Genomic DNA, 16,285 nt, shown 5'->3' with positions numbered 1-16,285 from the left:
TATCTATTTACATTCTAGCAATTATCTAGGAAAATAAAAATAATAATACACTGTATTGGGAGGAAAATAACATGTCAACGATTGCAATTACCGGGGCTGGAAGCGGACTCGGCCGAGCACTCGCACTAAAATATGCAAAAAATGGATATAAAGCATTCTTACTTGGGCGCGATGACACAAAGCTGCATTTAGTTCAAAGCGAAATTTCCAACGCAGGCGGACAGGCAGAGGTAATCCTTTGTGATGTGCAGGAACCCGCTTCTGTTAGCATTGCATTTCAGCAAATAGGGGAACTGGATGTATTTATCAACAATGCTGCCATTGGAATCTTTGGACCTGTAGAAGACTATTCCATTCAGGATATTGATAAAACATTAAACACCAATGTCAGAGGGACGATGCTTTGTATACAATCTGCCCTGCCATTGATTCGGGAAAGCCAAGGTCGTATCTTGACGATCATTTCGACCGCCGGGCTGCGCGGAAAAGTGCATGAGTCCATATATTGTGCCAGTAAATTCGCTGTCAAAGGATTTACCGAAAGTCTGCAACAGGAGTGGGCAAATGACCCTATTGATATTACAGCTGTTTATATGGGCGGGATGAATACGCCTTTCTGGGACAACTCCACCCATGTAGAAGACCCGTCAGGTTTAAAAGGACCCGAAATCGTTGCTGAACAAATCTTTAGTCAAGATGACCGGCGCAATGAAATTGTTATTGACCGGTAGTGCGGGAACTTTATTTCTAAGAATAAACGGGGATCCTCAAATTTGATGAGGTTCCCCACTTCTAATTACATTTTAACCGAACTTAATCATCCACCTGTTCGTCTAAAAATAGATTAATATGATCTATCGTGAAGCCTTTCCGATATAAAGCTTCTTTTATTTTATTATGGAGCTCGTACCCACTATATTTTTGCTGATATTTTCGGAGTAGTTTTTCCCCCTGTTTAACAAGCGCTTGCCATTCAGCATGATCATCTTTTTCATCCTGGAGTTCTCCTGCAACGGCCTGCACAACATCTGCGGTAAACCCTTTTTGCATTAGTGTGCCTTGAACATGCTGCAGCTGCTGTCGGTATGATTTGCTTTTGCCGGATTGAAACTTTTTCTTCGCTAGTTTCATCGCCTTTTCAAATTGCATGTCGTATGTATATGAAGCAACTGCTTCTTCAGCAAGGGTATCCCGTACACCCTTTTCCATCAGCTCTTTCTTGATAAGCATTGGTCCCTTTTCTGACGTGTTCATGCGTGTTCGTACAAATGCTTCGGCAAACTGTTGATCGTTAAGCAAACCTTCAGCGATAAGCTTTTCCATAATGTGTGTGATATGCTCGTCATCCACTTCTTTTTTAATAAGATAATCATACATTTCTTTTTTTGTCCGCATCCGGTAGCTTAAATAGTTGATGGCAAGGGTATAGGATTTATGTAATGTATCTTGATGGATAAGGGTGGTAACAGTCGCCTCATCCATTTCCATACCTTTGTGAAGTCTGTATTCAACTAGTACTGCCTCATCTACACTAAAACCATACTGCTCTTTTTGGCCGTCATTGAGAAAAATATTATAACGATCTTTATGCTTTTTTTGTGTCGTAATCCGGGAAATCTTACGCAATACACTCCCTCCCTATTAGTGCGCGTCTATTACGTTTTATTGTATCATGAAAACAAGAACCAATTATATAAAAGAATGGAGTGAATGAATTGAACTATTTAATTACCGGCGGGACCGGCTTTGTCGGTAAACATCTCACCGTAGCTTTAACTGCTCAAGGACACCACGTCTACATACTTACACGCGCCCCGGAAAGACATACCAACACGACAAGAACGTCATTCATTAGCTATGAGCAACCTGTTGAAGAACTACCACTGATCCATGGCGTCATCAATCTTGCCGGCGACTCCTTGTTTGGCTACTGGTCAAAAAAGAAAAAGGCAGCCATCCGCAATAGCCGGATTGAAACAACACAACAGCTTATTGAGATGATGAAACAGATGCAAGAATTACCTGCTGTTTTCATAAGCGGGTCGGCAGTCGGATTTTACGGGACGTCTGAGGATAGCATTTTCACCGAACAAACGACAAAAGCAGGCGGAGACTTTCTGGCTGGCGTCGTAGCAGAATGGGAACAAACCGCAAAACAGGCAGAAGACTTGGGGGTTCGTACCGTCTGCACCAGGTTCGGCGTTATTCTGGGCGATGAAGGTGCTCTGCCATTAATGAAGCTTCCAGTTAAACTATTTGCTGGCGGAAAAATCGGCAGTGGCCAACAGTGGATGTCATGGGTCCATATAGAGGATGTTGTTGGCATCATTCAATTCTGTCTGTCCAATAAACAAATGAGCGGTCCGGTTAATGTCACTGCTCCGAATCCGAAGCGGAACAAAGATTTCATCAGTATATTGGCCCGTGTATTGCGGCGGCCGGATTGGATTCCGACTCCTGCATTAGCAGTCCGGACCGTGATTGGTGAAATGAGCATCCTGGTTACCCACGGACAATACGTGCTGCCCAAAAAAGCCGAGGATCATGGTTATCCATTCGCTTTTCCACAACTGGAAGCAGCACTGCGTAAAATAGAACAATCTAAAATTGGCTAACCTGGTATAATTATCCGGTCATGGACAATACTATACGTACACCCTTGGAGAAATGAGGTGTTCATATGGGTAAAAAGCCAATCGAGAAGGAACGCTTCTTGTCCAAAACACAAGAAGTTCTTTATCAGAAGGACTTCAAACGCGCGGACCGAGAATCCCGCAGACGCTGAACAAAAACTTCGGCACTTGACTTATAAAAGAAGTCGAGTGCCGAAGTTTTTTTGTAATCCTACTTCCTTGTCCATCCACAACCTATCCACAAACATGGCATAATTGTTGATAATCGACGTATCCCTTTTTATATCAACCTTACTTATGCACAACCATTATGTGTATAACCCGTTATTCAATTGTGGATTTTGTGGATAAACCTGTTAATGAACCGCAAATATCACCGCTATGCTGTTGATAACCCTGTGAATAGACCAAAACTGCATGAGCCCTTTCTTCCGCTTCCCACTTGTAATTCCCAAAACCATATCCCGCATGTACGCTAGCTAACTCAAAATCGAGTGCAGCCTGCCAGACATGTCTGCGCTCCACATTCCAAACGTATAAAACCACTGTACTTTCATCTAAGATCTCAATTTCAAAGTCTTCTTCATGGAAAACAGCCCGCAACAGCAAGCTTTTTGTCAGACTTGTTACGGTTTTGTGATATAAAATCAAACAGCCAATCATCATACACCATCCCCCATCCCTGTTCAACTTGTAAACATTCTATTATATGTGCATCACTAGCACAAAGAAACCGGCTTATTTCATACTCAATCATGATAGGATTTATATAATAGCGAAATTGTGGAAAATTTATTTATCAATTTTATAGAGTGTGATGCGATGAGTTTGGAAAAAATCGGGTATAATATTAAATTCTTGCGTGAACAAAACGAATGGACACAACAATATCTTGCTGATCAGTTACATATTTCCCGTTATGTCGTCATTCGCTGGGAGGCAAATAAAGTAATCCCGGACCTGGAGAATTTAGTGAAACTTAGTGAACTATTCGATGTGACAATCGATCATCTAGTCGGCAATCGTTCCCACCGTGAGGATTTGCTCAAAGACTTCAAACGGATTTACGGTTCCAAAACAAAATCATTTGACGACGAGGCAGTAGAGCTTGTTCAGTATGTGATGGAAAATCCCTCATTAAAAGAACAGCTTTTCCGGATGCGTAGCTTGCCTATTCGTAAGCAGCATGCCGTACTCGAACTGTTGCGAAGCTCTATCGACCAATTTGAACCAATGTAAATCCTGTATAGGCTGACGAATTAGATGATGGGATAAAACTTTATATCGAATCAAAGAAAATCCGAACGATGATTCAAAATTCTTCTGTTAGATTTTGAATCAGTTCGGATTTTCTTATTTATCCTAGTTGGAAATGCTAAAGTACGCATTTAATTTTTCATTCAAGCACACGCTATCTGGGTTTCAAGTACTGGAAAGTCCCTGCACTTATGTTAGTGCAGGGGATTCCATATTATCCTGCTTCTAACCAGCTAGTTGGATTTTTCTCATTCAAAATTAAAAAACCTTGTCCATCAGTTTGAACCGTTATATTGCCAAACGACGCTGTAGGATAAATCGCGGTATTGACCTTTTGCAAATTATCAATTACACGGTCAACCGGATGTCCAAATTTATTGCCTTTCCCATATGTCAAAATCGCCACGTTGGGCTTTACCTCCTTAAGAAACTTTAGCGACGTACTTGTATGAGACCCGTGATGGGCAACTTTTAAGATTTCTGAGTTAAGATCATAGCGTTTGCGCAGTCTTTTTTCTTGCTCTTTTTCCACATCACTCATTAATAAAAAATCAATTTTTCCGTACGTCAATTTCAAAGCAATGGACGATTCATTATTTGTTTTGGAGTCGTTATGGGTATTTAAAATTTTCATGTTGATTGTGGGATCGATATCAATTTCTTCATTACGATCTGCAATGTCTATAGGTATGTGCTGTCTGATGATTTGGCTGACATATCTGGCATATGTTTTCGTTGAATGCATGATCCCCGTTTCGAGAATCTTATTTACTTCCATGGATTGCATTACTTGCACCAGACCGCCAATATGATCGATATCAGGATGTGTCGCAATCATTAGATCAAGTTTCTGGACATTTTTCTTTCTCAGGAACTGGACTACTTTTTTACCTGCCTTTGGTCGGCCGCCATCAATAAGGATATTTTTTCCTCCAGGTGTTTGCACGAAGATGCTGTCTCCCTGTCCGACATCAATGAAGTGGACTTTCAGATCAGGATGCTGTTGTGCACCTATGTATAAGGAAGGATGCACTGCTGTTATAACTAGTATGATAAGGGTCAGTTTAGCGATACGCTGCATAATAAACATCCTTTTCACATTTTTGAGTGTCGGGTTTACTATTATGTGAAAAAAATGTAGTAATTATGTTATTTCCATCGATTTTGTTCCGAATCTGGCGGTTCTGCCCCAAGCTTTGGCGTTTTCGCCCCACTTTAATATTAAAAAAGAAGCCGCTGACACCAGTCAGCGGCTTCCCAAAGTGGTTATTCACTTTTTGCAACGACAATGTCGTCATTGTCTACATATACTTTAACGGCTTTAACTTCTTCATCTTCCAGAATAAGGTCGGTCAACTGGTCTTCAATTTTATCCTGGATGACGCGGCGCAATGGACGTGCACCGAATCGGCGATCATAACCAAGGTTTACCAGCTCTTGCTTAGCTTCATCTGTAATCGTGATAGAGATATCATTTTCCTCAATGGTTTCTTCAAGGTCCGCGAGCATCAGATCAACAATGTGCAGTAAGCTGTCTTGTTCAAGTTCATTGAATTGAATGATACTGTCAAAACGGTTTAGGAATTCCGGCTTGAAGTATGCACTCAAGTTTTCTAGCGTTGATACGGAGTCATGCTCATCTCGATTGAAGCCGACATTGACTTGCTTTTCACCGGTTCCAGCGTTACTTGTCATGATGATCACAGTGTCTTTAAAACTTACGGTACGACCTTGTGAATCAGTCAGCTGTCCGTCTTCCATAATTTGCAGGAACATGTTCTGTACGTCTGGATGGGCTTTTTCTATTTCATCCAGTAACAGAATGGAGTACGGGTTCCGGCGAACTTTTTCCGTCAGCTGTCCGGCTTCGTCATGTCCGACATATCCCGGTGGCGAACCAATGATTTTGGAAACGGCGTGTTTTTCCATATACTCACTCATGTCAAGCCGAAGCATACTATCACGGGTACCAAACAATTCTTCAGCCAGTGCTTTGGTCAATTCTGTTTTACCGACACCAGTTGGTCCGACAAATAGGAAGGAGCCAATTGGACGATATTTTGACTTCAGTCCTGCGCGGCTACGGCGAACAGCTTTGGCCACTTTTTGAACGGCTTCATCCTGGCCAATTACTTTTGCACCAAGCTGTTCAGCAAGATTGCGCATTTTTTCCTGTTCATCTGCTTGCAATTTGGTAACCGGAATGCCGGTCTTTTCCTCGACAATTAATTGGATATCAGATATATCCACGTCGATATCCTGTTGTTCATCTTTTGCTTTATCGAGCTGTTTTTGCAGCTGGATTTCCTGATAACGCAAGTGTGCTGCACGTTCATAGTCTTCCCGTTCTGCCGCTTGTTCCTTTTCACGAACGATTTCATTCATTCGGTTCTGAATAGAGTCGGAGTCTTTCTCAGCATTATCCAAGTTTAGCCGTGAGCCGACTTCATCCATTAGGTCAATCGCTTTGTCCGGTAGATAGCGATCCTGAATATATCGCTTGGACAGTGTGACAAACGAACGAATCGCTTCGTCGGAATAACGCACTTCATGGAAATTTTCGTAGCGATCTTTAATTCCGTTAAGAATAGCAATTGTATCTTCTTCAGATGGCTCATGTACCATCACTGGTTGGAAACGACGCTCAAGTGCAGCGTCTTTTTCGATTTCACGATATTCTTTCAGCGTGGTTGCACCGATTAGCTGCAAGTCACCGCGTGCCAATGCCGGTTTCAAAATGTTGCCAGCATCCATTTGCGAGCTTTCCGCGGTGCCGGCACCAACCAACAGATGTACTTCGTCAACAAATAGGATAACATCATCTCGTTCTTGCATTTCCGAAACCAGTTGTTTCATGCGTTCTTCAAATTGACCACGCATGCTTGTATTCGCTACGAGCGAGGCTACATCGAGTAAGTAAATTTCCTTATTCATCAATTTTGCTGGAACTTTACCCTCGGTAATTTGCCGTGCAAGTCCTTCTGCTATAGCTGTTTTACCAACACCGGGTTCACCGATTAGTACCGGGTTGTTTTTGTTTCGGCGATTCAATGTTTCAATGACACGTTTGACTTCATTGTCGCGTCCAATAACCGGATCAATCATACCTTGTCTTGCTTCATGAGTGACATTTTTGCCCATTTGCTCGAGCAAGCTATTGCCATTACCGGATTGTTGTTTTGTCTTCGTACCGGTGAATCCTTGACCTTGGCCTTGGCCACCATTGCCTTGGAAAAAGCCCGATGCAAAGTTGCCTTGCTGGCCTTGACTGAAATCACCGCTCATCATACTGTTTTGTATTTCATGAAAACATTTTTCACATAAATGCATATTCATTCTTTGTTGGTTAATTTGCATAGACATATTAATTGTTGCTGGACGAATACCACAATTTTGACATTGCATATCCGATTCCTCCTTTGGTATGTGAAGGTCAGTTGTTTAACTTTGACTTTGACTATCTTTGACCTTTCAATTGTTATTATACTCTGACCTTCTTTGACTTTCAAGGGTTTTTGCTTATTTTTTTATATTTTATCTTATAAAAAAAACTTCAACACTCGCTATAAGACAAGTCGGATACCGAATTTCTCTAATTATACTTTCTACTACAAGAATCAATTTCTACCTATCTGCTGTTATATTCATTCCCTTTTTTTGTTCAAATTAAAACCAAAAAACAGGTATTCGCCTATAACCTCGGATAGGCATTTATGCATAGAATGGCATTGTTAAATAAAAGTTATTGGAGGAATTATCATGCATTATGCAATGGCTCATCATAATCAAAACAATATGGATCAACAACAAATGGTAAATATAATCCAAGACTGTGAAGCTACTTGCGAATACACCAAATACTGTATTTTGGAAATGGATGGATCCAATCATCGAAAAGAACAATTACGATTGCTTGAAGATTGTGCGGATATTTGTACATTAACAGCTAAATGTATAGCACGCTGCAGCAACTTTTCAAAATCTATCGCCTCACTTTGTGCACAGATTTGTGACACGTGCGGAAATCATTGCTTACAGCACCCTGATGAGTTATCGCAGCATTGTGGCCGAGTCTGCCTGCAGTGTGCTCAGGCATGTCGTTATTTTGCCATGTCAGCATAAAAGATAGTAAAAGCAGCCGCGCTATATTGATCAGCTCGGCTGCCTTACATTATCATATGTGTTCACTTGGTTCCCTAGCCGACAAATATATAACCTAATCACTACCCAAATTATATTCACCAAAAACAATGGAGCCCTTTCTAAGAACGAACTATTTCTCCACTTTTTCTTTCTGACGTAATTCAATCCGTCTTATTTTACCGGAAGTTGTCTTGGGCAGCGCTTCGATAAATTCAATTACTCTCGGATATTTATATGGTGCAGTCAAATTTTTCACATGGTCCTGCAGTTTTTTGACCAAATCTGGACTGCCGGCTTCCACACCTTCCTGCAGTACGACGAACGCTTTGACAATATTCCCACGTACTTCATGCGGACTTGCGACAACGGCACATTCCTGAACAGATGGATGTTTGACCAATGCATCCTCCACTTCGAACGGTCCAATGGTATAACCGGAACTGATAATAATGTCATCACTGCGGCCTTCAAACCAGAAGTAGCCATCTTCATCTTTAGATGCCTGGTCCCCTGTCACGTAATAATCCCCGCGCTGTGTCATCTTCGTGCGCTCGGGATCTTTATAGTATTCCTTAAACAGCGCGGGACTGTCTCTTTTCAATGCAATGTCACCGATTTCATTTGGTGGTACCGGGTGACCGTCTTCATCAATAATCTCTACGTCATTGCCTGGTGTCGGCTTGCCCATAGAGCCCGGCTTCACGTCCATATCCTTCATCACACCAAGCAAGAGCGTATTCTCTGTCTGTCCATAACCATCTCTTACGGTCACATTAAAATAATGCCGGAATGTATCAATCACTTCCCGATTAAGTGGTTCACCTGCTGACACCGCACTGTGAAGCGCCGGGAGCTGATAGTCTGCCAGATTATCAACTTTCGCCATTAGCCGGTACTCTGTCGGTGTACAGCACAGTACATTGATGTCTAAATCCTGCAGGAGCCCTAAATAGGTCTTAGGATCAAATTTACCAAGGTATACAAATCCAGTGGCGCCTGACCCAAGCACGGAAAGAAACGGACTCCAAATCCACTTTTGCCAGCCTGGGCCTGCTGTTGCCCAAACCCTGTCGCCTTCAGTGATGCAGAGCCAGTTTTCCGGAGCTGTCTGTAAGTGAGCATATCCCCATCCATGGGTATGGACAACCCCTTTTGGATTACCAGTTGTTCCTGATGTGTACGACAGAAAAGCGACGTCATCCCTGGTCGTATCGGCCATGTCCAATTCATCCATTGCCTTGTCTTTCAATGCATCCAGATTGTGCCATCCTTCAACAGCGCCGCCAACTGAAAATAATGTCAGTTGATCATATTCCCTTACACCTTTAAATTCATCAACGTATGGATAATAGCTAACAACCGCACGTACTTCTCCGTGAGTAATTCGATACTGCAAATCCTTCGTTTTCAACATTTCCGAGCTTGGGATGACGACGATTCCGGTTTTTATCGCTGCTAGATACGTTTCATACGCTGCAATAAGCCTCGGTATCATAACAAGCACCTTGTCGCCCTTCTGAAGCCCTTTTTCTTTGAACACATTACCAATTTTGTTGACGTTTTTCATTAGCTGACCGTATGTAACTTCTTCAGATGCACCATTTTCATCCCGCCAGATCAACGCTTGTCTTCCAGGTCTTTCTGCCGCATAACGTTCCATTTCCATGACAATGTTATATGACTCCGGAGCGATTAAATTTTCCCGTTTCATCCTATCAACCCCAACATTTAGAATTAAATTCATTGTATCAAATATTAAGAAAATTTCAAACAGATATTTGTATCTAAATCTCCTTGTATTTCGACACTAGGTGACAATTTTTTCACAAATTCATTTCAAAATGTTCCGTTTTATATTATAATTATTATACATTTATATTTTTTTATTGACCATGGATAAATTTTGTGTACATAAGGGAGATGTTCGTATGTATGAGACGCGTAAAAGGCCGTCTCTGTTAGCTAACCTATTTAAAAAAGCCCCTGTAGATAATCAGGATGACATAAAGCGCACCGAATTATTTCAGAACTATCTTACTTCGTTAGCCAAGTATCACCCAGATTTAATCATTGTCCTTTCACCAAAAGGAAAGATCATCTCTCAGAACCACGGAAGTATAAACGAATTTTTAGGATATTCATCAGACTCTTCCATCCGTTATAAAGATTTCTTTACAAAAGCTGACAATCGTAAACTGCAAAAAGCATTTACTGACGCACTGAATGGACAAACAGCACAGCATGAAATACCTGTATATAACAGAGATGGGAACACGATTCATACTGCCCTCACCTTCATCCCCATCAAAGTAGGTAGTGCAGATGTGGAAGGTGTTTACATCATCGTCCAAGACCACACCTTGCATAAACAAACATTAGATGATTTACAGCTTTATAAAACACACTTAGAACATGCTCAAGAGATTGCCCAAATCGGTAGCTGGGAATACACGATTGGCGAGGAATATCTAACATGCTCGAATTACTTTTATGATATTTTCGGACTTGATAAAACGACGGAACAGCTTTTCATAGACAAGACCTTTCAACTCGTTCATCCCGATGATTATGAAAAAGTAAGAACAGTAATGACAAACGCTGTACGAAAGGGAGAAAACTGTATAGTTGATTTCCGTATTTATCATGGAAAAACAAATGAAATTCGTTTCCTAAAAGTCCACGCAGAAGCATTCTGGATAGACGGCGCACCGCAAAAGATAGTCGGTGTCGTACAGGATGATACAACCCAGCACTTTATCGAGAAACAAATGGAGGAAGCGAAGACACAATCACGAATCCTAATGGACGAGCTGACAGCAGGCATTTGGATGAAAGATTGTACCTCGGGGACTTTAGAGTATGTGTCTAAAGGGGCTGCTGAATTGCTTCAGTACCCACTCCAATATCTTTATCATGAACCAGATATATGGGAAAGGCTACTACATCCCGATGAAAAAGCAGAAGTCCTTAACCGACAGCAATGGCTGGAAAAGGGAGAATCACTTCGCCATCAATACCGCGTTCAATGTGGAGATGGAACATTAAAATGGGTTTACGATCAAACGGTACCCCAATTTGATGATAACGGGCAGCTCACCCATTTATTCGGAATGATTGTTGACATTACCCCTGAAATGGAAATGCAGCAACAGCTTGACTATCTCGCTACCCATGATGCCTTGACCGCACTGCCCAATCAGCGAAGTCTATATAAAAAGCTCGATGAATTATGTGATACGAGCATGAACGGCAACAATACATTCGCACTCTTTTATCTCGATTTGGACCGGTTTCAATTAATAAATGATTCACTTGGATATACCATTGGTGACACAGTTCTCAAGACCACTACCACTAGGCTAGCGGGAACATTGCCGGCAGGGTCCTATCTGGCTCGGCTCAGCAGCAATGATTTTATTCTGCTTGTCGAAAACTTCTCGTCAAAGGATGCGGTGTTCCAATTAGCTGAGCAACTAATCGAAACGATAGAGAAACCGGTTACAGTTGACGGTTATGAATTACACGTAACTACAAGCATTGGTATCGGATTTTACCCAGAAGACGGAGATGACAAATTCACATTGGTCGAAAGCGCCCATGCTGCGCTGTACCGTGCCAAACAACTTGGGAAAAACAATTATCAACTATACTCCGTTTCCAAAGACATTATATCCTATAAGAACTTTTCGCTTGAAAAGGATATGCGGACAGCTATTGAAAAGGAGGAATTTGAGGTTTATTTTCAGCCACAAGTAGAAACATCTACTGGTATAATTCAGGGAGCAGAGGCCTTGATACGCTGGAATCATGCTGAATGGGGCCTTGTTTCACCAGGAGAATTCATTCCTTTAGCCGAGGAAAACCATCTCATCCATCAAATCGGCGACTGGGTCATAGAACATGTATGCAAACAGCTGCGAAAATGGAAGGATGAGGGTTACACCTTACGTCCAATTGCTATAAATGTCTCCCCCATCCGTTTCATAAAAAAAGGGCTGGTGGAATTTGTTTCATCTATGCTGAACAAATATGACATTCCAGCCAAATATGTAGAACTGGAAATAACGGAGGGATCCATGCTGAAAAATGAGCCGGTTGTCTTGAACACGCTAAAAGAGCTTCGGGATTTAGGCATTTCCATTGCCATCGATGACTTTGGAACCGGCCATTCGTCGTTAACATATATACAGCAGTTCAGCGCCGATACCATCAAGATTGACAAAAGCTTTATTCAAGATATTACAGCCGAAAATAGTAGCGGGGCGGCCATTACCTCATCCGTCCTCCACCTAGCAAGGGGGATGGAAATGAAAGTCGTTGCCGAGGGTGTTGAAGAATATGAACAACTGGAGTTTTTGAATCAGCACGAATGTGATGAAGTCCAAGGGTATTTATTTTCCAAACCTGTGCCATTAGAGTCGTTTGAACATATGCTGGAAACCGGCTATCTCAAACCGGCTAAGCCTAGGGTATGTAAAGTGCCTTGTGAAGAACGCAGAAAGTTTTTCCGACTGAAATTTCCTTCTGCATTGCTAGGTGAAATGATGATATTAGCTATAAATGAACGAAAAGTAAACCTGGGGTCAGCCGATGTTTTAATTGAAGATATCAGTCTTGGCGGCATCAAATTACTCACATCGCTGAAACTGCCGCTTAATTCATCAATTAAACTGAGTTTTAACATTACATTGATGGGGGAACCATTTAATCTTATCGGCGAACTAGTCTGGAAGAACGTAGCAAAGGGCGATACATTCCATTATGGCATTAAATGCAGTTTGCCTGAAGCAGACAAAGACCGTTTGGCAGGTATTATCAATAAAATGAGTGTACTCGTTAAACTGAACCAAGATATCCCAGATACACCTATGATTGAGGAAAGCCCTTATACCTATATTAAAAAACATCATTTGTGAAAGCGTAGATGATATAGCAGAGGAATTCTAAACATTCCCCTGCTATTTTTATGTTTCCCCCGATGAGTGATTGCATCCCGACTAGGCTTTAGGGCACTAATAACCGTAAATCGGTTGTGGAAGCAAATTTTTTAACACTAAGTCATCAAGGCTTTTGAATTGATAACCTTGTTTCTTCAAATCTGTTACCAGCTTGTCCAATGCTTTAGCGTTGTCCGACGATACAGTATGAAGAAGGATGAGCGCTCCAGGATGTATCTGCTCCATGATATTGTCATACGCATATTTCCATCCTTTTTGATCATCGGTATCCCAATCCGTAAATGCCAATGACCAAAACGTATGAATATACCCTAATTCATTTGCCCATTGGAGTGTTTTCTCATTAAACATCCCTTGGGGCGGACGCAAGTACTTGATATTCTCTTGGCTGGAAACGTCAGCTACTGCTTCTTCCAACGATTCTAATTCTTTGCGCATCGTTTTCTTAGTTACCGTCGTGAAATCCGGATGATGATAGGAATGGTTTCCAATGATGTGTCCCTCGTCCGCCATCCGTTTAACAAGATCCGGCTGACTTTCCACATAATGCCCCGTTAGAAAAAACGCTGCTGGTACATCATGTTTTTTCAGTACATCAAGAATGTCATCGGTATATCCTTCTTCATACCCATTATCAAATGTAAGATACACGTTCTTTTCACCGGAATCATCGGCATAATAGGCACCATATTCCTCGAGGATCTGCTTATACTTGCCAATGTCGGGCAATTTATGTTCGTCATTCTTTTTAAATCCCCATCCATAACCACCTTGAGCATGAATCTCTGGTTGGTAAGCAGACAAAGCAAGGAAAAACATGACAGTTACGACCGCTACAATCAATTTTCGCATAGCGCACCCCACTTCACTTTTTCCTTACTTTATCCGAAACTGCTCCTTCTTATTCTTCCTATAAAACCATTGCTGCAATCCAGCCAAACAATACCAATGGGATATTAAAGTGAATAAACGTCGGAACACATGTATCCCAAATGTGATGGTGTTTTCCGTCCGCATTCAGTCCGGATGTAGGTCCGAGTGTACTGTCCGAAGCAGGGGAACCGGCATCACCAACTGCGCCGGCTGTACCTATCAGTGCCGCCGTCGCCATCGTAGAAAATCCGGCTGCCAGACAAATTGGCACATAAAGCGCTGCAATAATCGGTATCGTTCCAAACGACGAGCCAATGCCAATGGTGACAAGCAAACCAACGAGAAGCAAAATAATTGCAATCAGGCTTTTGTTGTCACCTAGAAATCCCGACGTTACTTCTACAAGTGCATTTACCGCTCCCGTCTCGGTCAAAACGTTGCCAAAGCCAGATGCGACTAGCATAACAAAGGCGATTTGCCCCATCATAGCTATCCCGTCCGCCATGACTTGTTCACCTTTCCGATATGGAACAACAACCAGTGCGAACATGAGAATAAGACCTGTCAGCGCGCCTGCAATTAAATTTTGGAAAGCAATCTGTACGGCAAGTGCTCCGATGATCGCAACGATTGTTAATAAATGTTTTCTATTGAACGTAACATGCTCTGTTGATGGTGCAGTAAAGTTTGCCTCACTTCCACCTGCTCCCGGAACAGCTTCCCGGTCTTTCCGATACGTGAAGAAGATGGCAACTAGGAGACCAACAACCATGCCGGAGCCTGGAATTAACATGGCAAGTGCTGTTTCGCCAGTCGTTATGGCTGCACCATTTTCAGTCATCCCATCCACAATGGTCTGATGGAAAAGCAAGCCAAACCCAGCCGGAATCATGACATAAGGTGCCTTCAAGCCGAATGTCAATGCTGTTGCCACACCACGGCGGTCTACTTTCATTTCATCAAAAAGTTTTAATAAAGGCGGAATTAAAATCGGTACAAATGCAATGTGCACCGGAACCAAGTTTTGTGACAACGATGCAACACCGGCAATCGCCAAAAGCATCATTGTTTTCTTTCCGGTTAATACACGAATTAAAAAATTCACTAAAATAGCTGTAATTCCTGTATAACTGATTGCTACAGCAAAGGCTCCAAGCAAAATATAGCTTAGCGCTGTATTCGCCTGTTCACCCATACCGTTTACCATCATTTCAATCGACTCAATAACATTAAGCCCGGATAACAAGCCAGCCGTTATGGCTGCAACGATAATGGAAACAATAACGTTGATTCGCAATAGACTGAGAATAGTCAGCACAAGTACGGATATGACAACAACCCATTCCATTTTGGTTTCTCCTCCCCAATTCCTCTACGTCGTTTATACTTTACTATAATAAAGTACTAAAGCGATAAAATCAACCCCTAATTAATATTTCGAATGATATAAAAAGCCCCGGGAAAGTTTCCCGAGGCTTTTACAACTTATTGCATTTTAAAAGAAAAGGATACATAGTCCTGAATAGGTATCCATGCCCCTATTCCTTGTTTGGTCACATTTTTTACGACAATGGATTTATCGTGACCTTTCAATTGAAAATACACTTCACCGAATGTCACCTGGCCTTTTTCATTTACGGCAGGCGCATATGCTTGAAGTTCCCCAAATTTTTTCGGTGGTACATTGTACGAGTTTTCCTTTTTAGTTCCTTTTCCAACAATGGCCGAATAAGCAAGTGGAAGTTCTATTTTTTCCTTTGCCCTTAAAAGCATCATCTTTTTGATGTCATTAGGATTGGCAATTTTGTTCGTGAGTGCCCCTTTGATTTCTTCCTTTTTCTGCTGATTGTAATGCATTTTCTTTTCTGAATCGCCGCCAATATTATTCAGTTCATTTTTATTTATCTTTTGGTACTCCCAATTAATATTTGTTTCATTCGATTTATAATTCAGCGGCCACCGACCAATGTAAACCATGCCCCGATACCCAAAAGCAAGTGGTGAAGGATTAATGGATGTTTCATTAAGCATTCTAATCAAGTCAGGATTGGTAATATCAACCTCTGCATCCTTAATCAATTCCTTTGTTAACTCACTTGGTTCAACGACTTCCTGATCCTCCGTTGAATTCGGGTAAGTATTTTCCTTGGAAATGCTCAGAACATGACTTGGCACCTCAAATTTGGCTTTTTCTTCCGTTTTTTCTTTAGACTTTTCTTCCTTATGATCCTTTTCTTTGGCCATGCCATTCATGGGAAAAAGGAGTGCAATAGCGATGACGATAATCATCAATTTCCATTTAAACATGTGTCCCATTCCTTTCTTAGAAGGTCGCTTGCGCTTTTATTTATCCAGCTCCCGGCGACTAGTTGGACTTCCCTCACCTCTGTACGATAAATCAACATCGGTTCGCTTATGCTC

Annotated in this window: 14 protein-coding genes; 6 read left to right on the top strand and 8 right to left on the bottom strand. The window is 41.7% G+C overall.

Features of this window, described 5'->3' with window-relative positions; all coding sequences use genetic code 11:
* Window positions 1-71: 71 nt before the first annotated feature.
* Window positions 72-731, top strand: coding sequence for an SDR family NAD(P)-dependent oxidoreductase (locus FFL34_RS12630; RefSeq protein WP_138603748.1), 660 nt, complete (start codon window positions 72-74; stop codon window positions 729-731).
* 82 nt (window positions 732-813) lie between these two features.
* Here the strand turns inward: FFL34_RS12630 and recX are convergent, their stop codons facing one another.
* A complete protein-coding gene (gene recX / locus FFL34_RS12625) occupies window positions 814-1,626 on the bottom strand; it encodes a recombination regulator RecX (protein WP_138603747.1) in 813 nt (270 codons plus the stop codon).
* A gap of 89 nt (window positions 1,627-1,715) precedes the next feature.
* Here recX and FFL34_RS12620 point away from each other — a divergent pair, with 89 nt between their 5' ends.
* Window positions 1,716-2,615 (top strand): TIGR01777 family oxidoreductase, encoded by a 900-nt coding sequence (locus FFL34_RS12620; protein WP_138603746.1) that lies wholly within the window; start codon window positions 1,716-1,718, stop codon window positions 2,613-2,615.
* Window positions 2,616-2,680: 65 nt separating this feature from the next.
* Window positions 2,681-2,785, top strand: coding sequence for a YfhE family protein (locus tag FFL34_RS12615; RefSeq protein WP_138603745.1), 105 nt, complete (start codon window positions 2,681-2,683; stop codon window positions 2,783-2,785).
* 172 nt (window positions 2,786-2,957) lie between these two features.
* Here FFL34_RS12615 and FFL34_RS12610 read toward each other — a convergent pair whose 3' ends face one another.
* The gene (locus FFL34_RS12610) at window positions 2,958-3,299 is read right to left on the bottom strand and encodes a hypothetical protein (RefSeq protein ID WP_138603744.1); all 342 of its coding nucleotides are present in this window, start codon (window positions 3,297-3,299) and stop codon (window positions 2,958-2,960) included.
* A gap of 156 nt (window positions 3,300-3,455) precedes the next feature.
* On the opposite strand from FFL34_RS12610, the gene FFL34_RS12605 reads away from it, so the two are divergent.
* A complete protein-coding gene (locus tag FFL34_RS12605) occupies window positions 3,456-3,872 on the top strand; it encodes a helix-turn-helix domain-containing protein (protein ID WP_138603743.1) in 417 nt (138 codons plus the stop codon).
* 232 nt (window positions 3,873-4,104) lie between these two features.
* Here the strand turns inward: FFL34_RS12605 and FFL34_RS12600 are convergent, their stop codons facing one another.
* Together FFL34_RS12600 and FFL34_RS12595 are read right to left on the bottom strand one after the other, a co-directional pair.
* The gene (locus FFL34_RS12600) at window positions 4,105-4,971 is read right to left on the bottom strand and encodes a ComEC/Rec2 family competence protein (protein WP_138603742.1); all 867 of its coding nucleotides are present in this window, start codon (window positions 4,969-4,971) and stop codon (window positions 4,105-4,107) included.
* 185 nt (window positions 4,972-5,156) lie between these two features.
* Complete coding sequence (locus FFL34_RS12595; RefSeq protein WP_138603741.1) at window positions 5,157-7,295, bottom strand: ATP-dependent Clp protease ATP-binding subunit; 2,139 nt, start codon at window positions 7,293-7,295, stop codon at window positions 5,157-5,159.
* Between the two features lie 354 nt (window positions 7,296-7,649).
* Here FFL34_RS12595 and FFL34_RS12590 point away from each other — a divergent pair, with 354 nt between their 5' ends.
* Window positions 7,650-8,012 (top strand): four-helix bundle copper-binding protein, encoded by a 363-nt coding sequence (locus tag FFL34_RS12590; protein WP_138603740.1) that lies wholly within the window; start codon window positions 7,650-7,652, stop codon window positions 8,010-8,012.
* Between the two features lie 151 nt (window positions 8,013-8,163).
* Here the strand turns inward: FFL34_RS12590 and mbcS are convergent, their stop codons facing one another.
* Window positions 8,164-9,744, bottom strand: coding sequence for an acyl-CoA synthetase MbcS (gene mbcS, locus FFL34_RS12585; protein WP_138603739.1), 1,581 nt, complete (start codon window positions 9,742-9,744; stop codon window positions 8,164-8,166).
* A 217-nt stretch (window positions 9,745-9,961) separates the two neighbouring features.
* Between mbcS and FFL34_RS12580 the strand changes: the two genes are divergently transcribed.
* Window positions 9,962-12,949, top strand: coding sequence for an EAL domain-containing protein (locus FFL34_RS12580; protein ID WP_171046360.1), 2,988 nt, complete (start codon window positions 9,962-9,964; stop codon window positions 12,947-12,949).
* A gap of 96 nt (window positions 12,950-13,045) precedes the next feature.
* Here FFL34_RS12580 and pdaA read toward each other — a convergent pair whose 3' ends face one another.
* The 3 genes from pdaA to FFL34_RS12565 all read right to left on the bottom strand — a co-directional run bounded on the left by pdaA (window position 13,046) and on the right by FFL34_RS12565 (window position 16,171).
* The gene (pdaA, locus tag FFL34_RS12575) at window positions 13,046-13,843 is read right to left on the bottom strand and encodes a delta-lactam-biosynthetic de-N-acetylase (protein ID WP_138603737.1); all 798 of its coding nucleotides are present in this window, start codon (window positions 13,841-13,843) and stop codon (window positions 13,046-13,048) included.
* 58 nt (window positions 13,844-13,901) lie between these two features.
* Window positions 13,902-15,212: a Na+/H+ antiporter family protein gene (locus FFL34_RS12570; RefSeq protein ID WP_138603736.1), complete on the bottom strand. Its 1,311-nt coding sequence runs from the start codon at window positions 15,210-15,212 to the stop codon at window positions 13,902-13,904.
* Window positions 15,213-15,349: 137 nt separating this feature from the next.
* Entirely contained in the window at window positions 15,350-16,171 is an 822-nt protein-coding gene (locus FFL34_RS12565) for a YfkD famly protein (protein WP_138603735.1), read from the bottom strand.
* Window positions 16,172-16,285: the final 114 nt, after the last annotated feature.

Origin of the sequence: Lentibacillus cibarius (assembly GCF_005887555.1) — a bacterium.
Lineage (GTDB): Bacteria > Bacillota > Bacilli > Bacillales > Amphibacillaceae > Lentibacillus > Lentibacillus cibarius.
The sequence above is the reverse complement of the archived record's forward strand: the minus strand, read 5'-3'. Positions and strand labels throughout refer to the sequence as shown.

Bases quoted from the DNA above. Each gene is read 5' to 3' on its own strand.
- mbcS (WP_138603739.1), bottom strand. From the start codon at position 9,744: ATGAAACGGGAAAATTTAATCGCTCCGGAGTCATATAACATTGTCATG.
- FFL34_RS12570 (WP_138603736.1), bottom strand. From the start codon at position 15,212: ATGGAATGGGTTGTTGTCATATCCGTACTTGTGCTGACTATTCTCAGT.
- FFL34_RS12605 (WP_138603743.1), top strand. From the start codon at position 3,456: ATGAGTTTGGAAAAAATCGGGTATAATATTAAATTCTTGCGTGAACAA.
- FFL34_RS12580 (WP_171046360.1), top strand. From the start codon at position 9,962: ATGTATGAGACGCGTAAAAGGCCGTCTCTGTTAGCTAACCTATTTAAA.
- FFL34_RS12595 (WP_138603741.1), bottom strand. From the start codon at position 7,295: ATGCAATGTCAAAATTGTGGTATTCGTCCAGCAACAATTAATATGTCT.
- FFL34_RS12590 (WP_138603740.1), top strand. From the start codon at position 7,650: ATGCATTATGCAATGGCTCATCATAATCAAAACAATATGGATCAACAA.
- FFL34_RS12630 (WP_138603748.1), top strand. From the start codon at position 72: ATGTCAACGATTGCAATTACCGGGGCTGGAAGCGGACTCGGCCGAGCA.
- pdaA (WP_138603737.1), bottom strand. From the start codon at position 13,843: ATGCGAAAATTGATTGTAGCGGTCGTAACTGTCATGTTTTTCCTTGCT.
- FFL34_RS12600 (WP_138603742.1), bottom strand. From the start codon at position 4,971: ATGCAGCGTATCGCTAAACTGACCCTTATCATACTAGTTATAACAGCA.
- FFL34_RS12610 (WP_138603744.1), bottom strand. From the start codon at position 3,299: ATGATGATTGGCTGTTTGATTTTATATCACAAAACCGTAACAAGTCTG.
- FFL34_RS12615 (WP_138603745.1), top strand. From the start codon at position 2,681: ATGGGTAAAAAGCCAATCGAGAAGGAACGCTTCTTGTCCAAAACACAA.
- FFL34_RS12565 (WP_138603735.1), bottom strand. From the start codon at position 16,171: ATGTTTAAATGGAAATTGATGATTATCGTCATCGCTATTGCACTCCTT.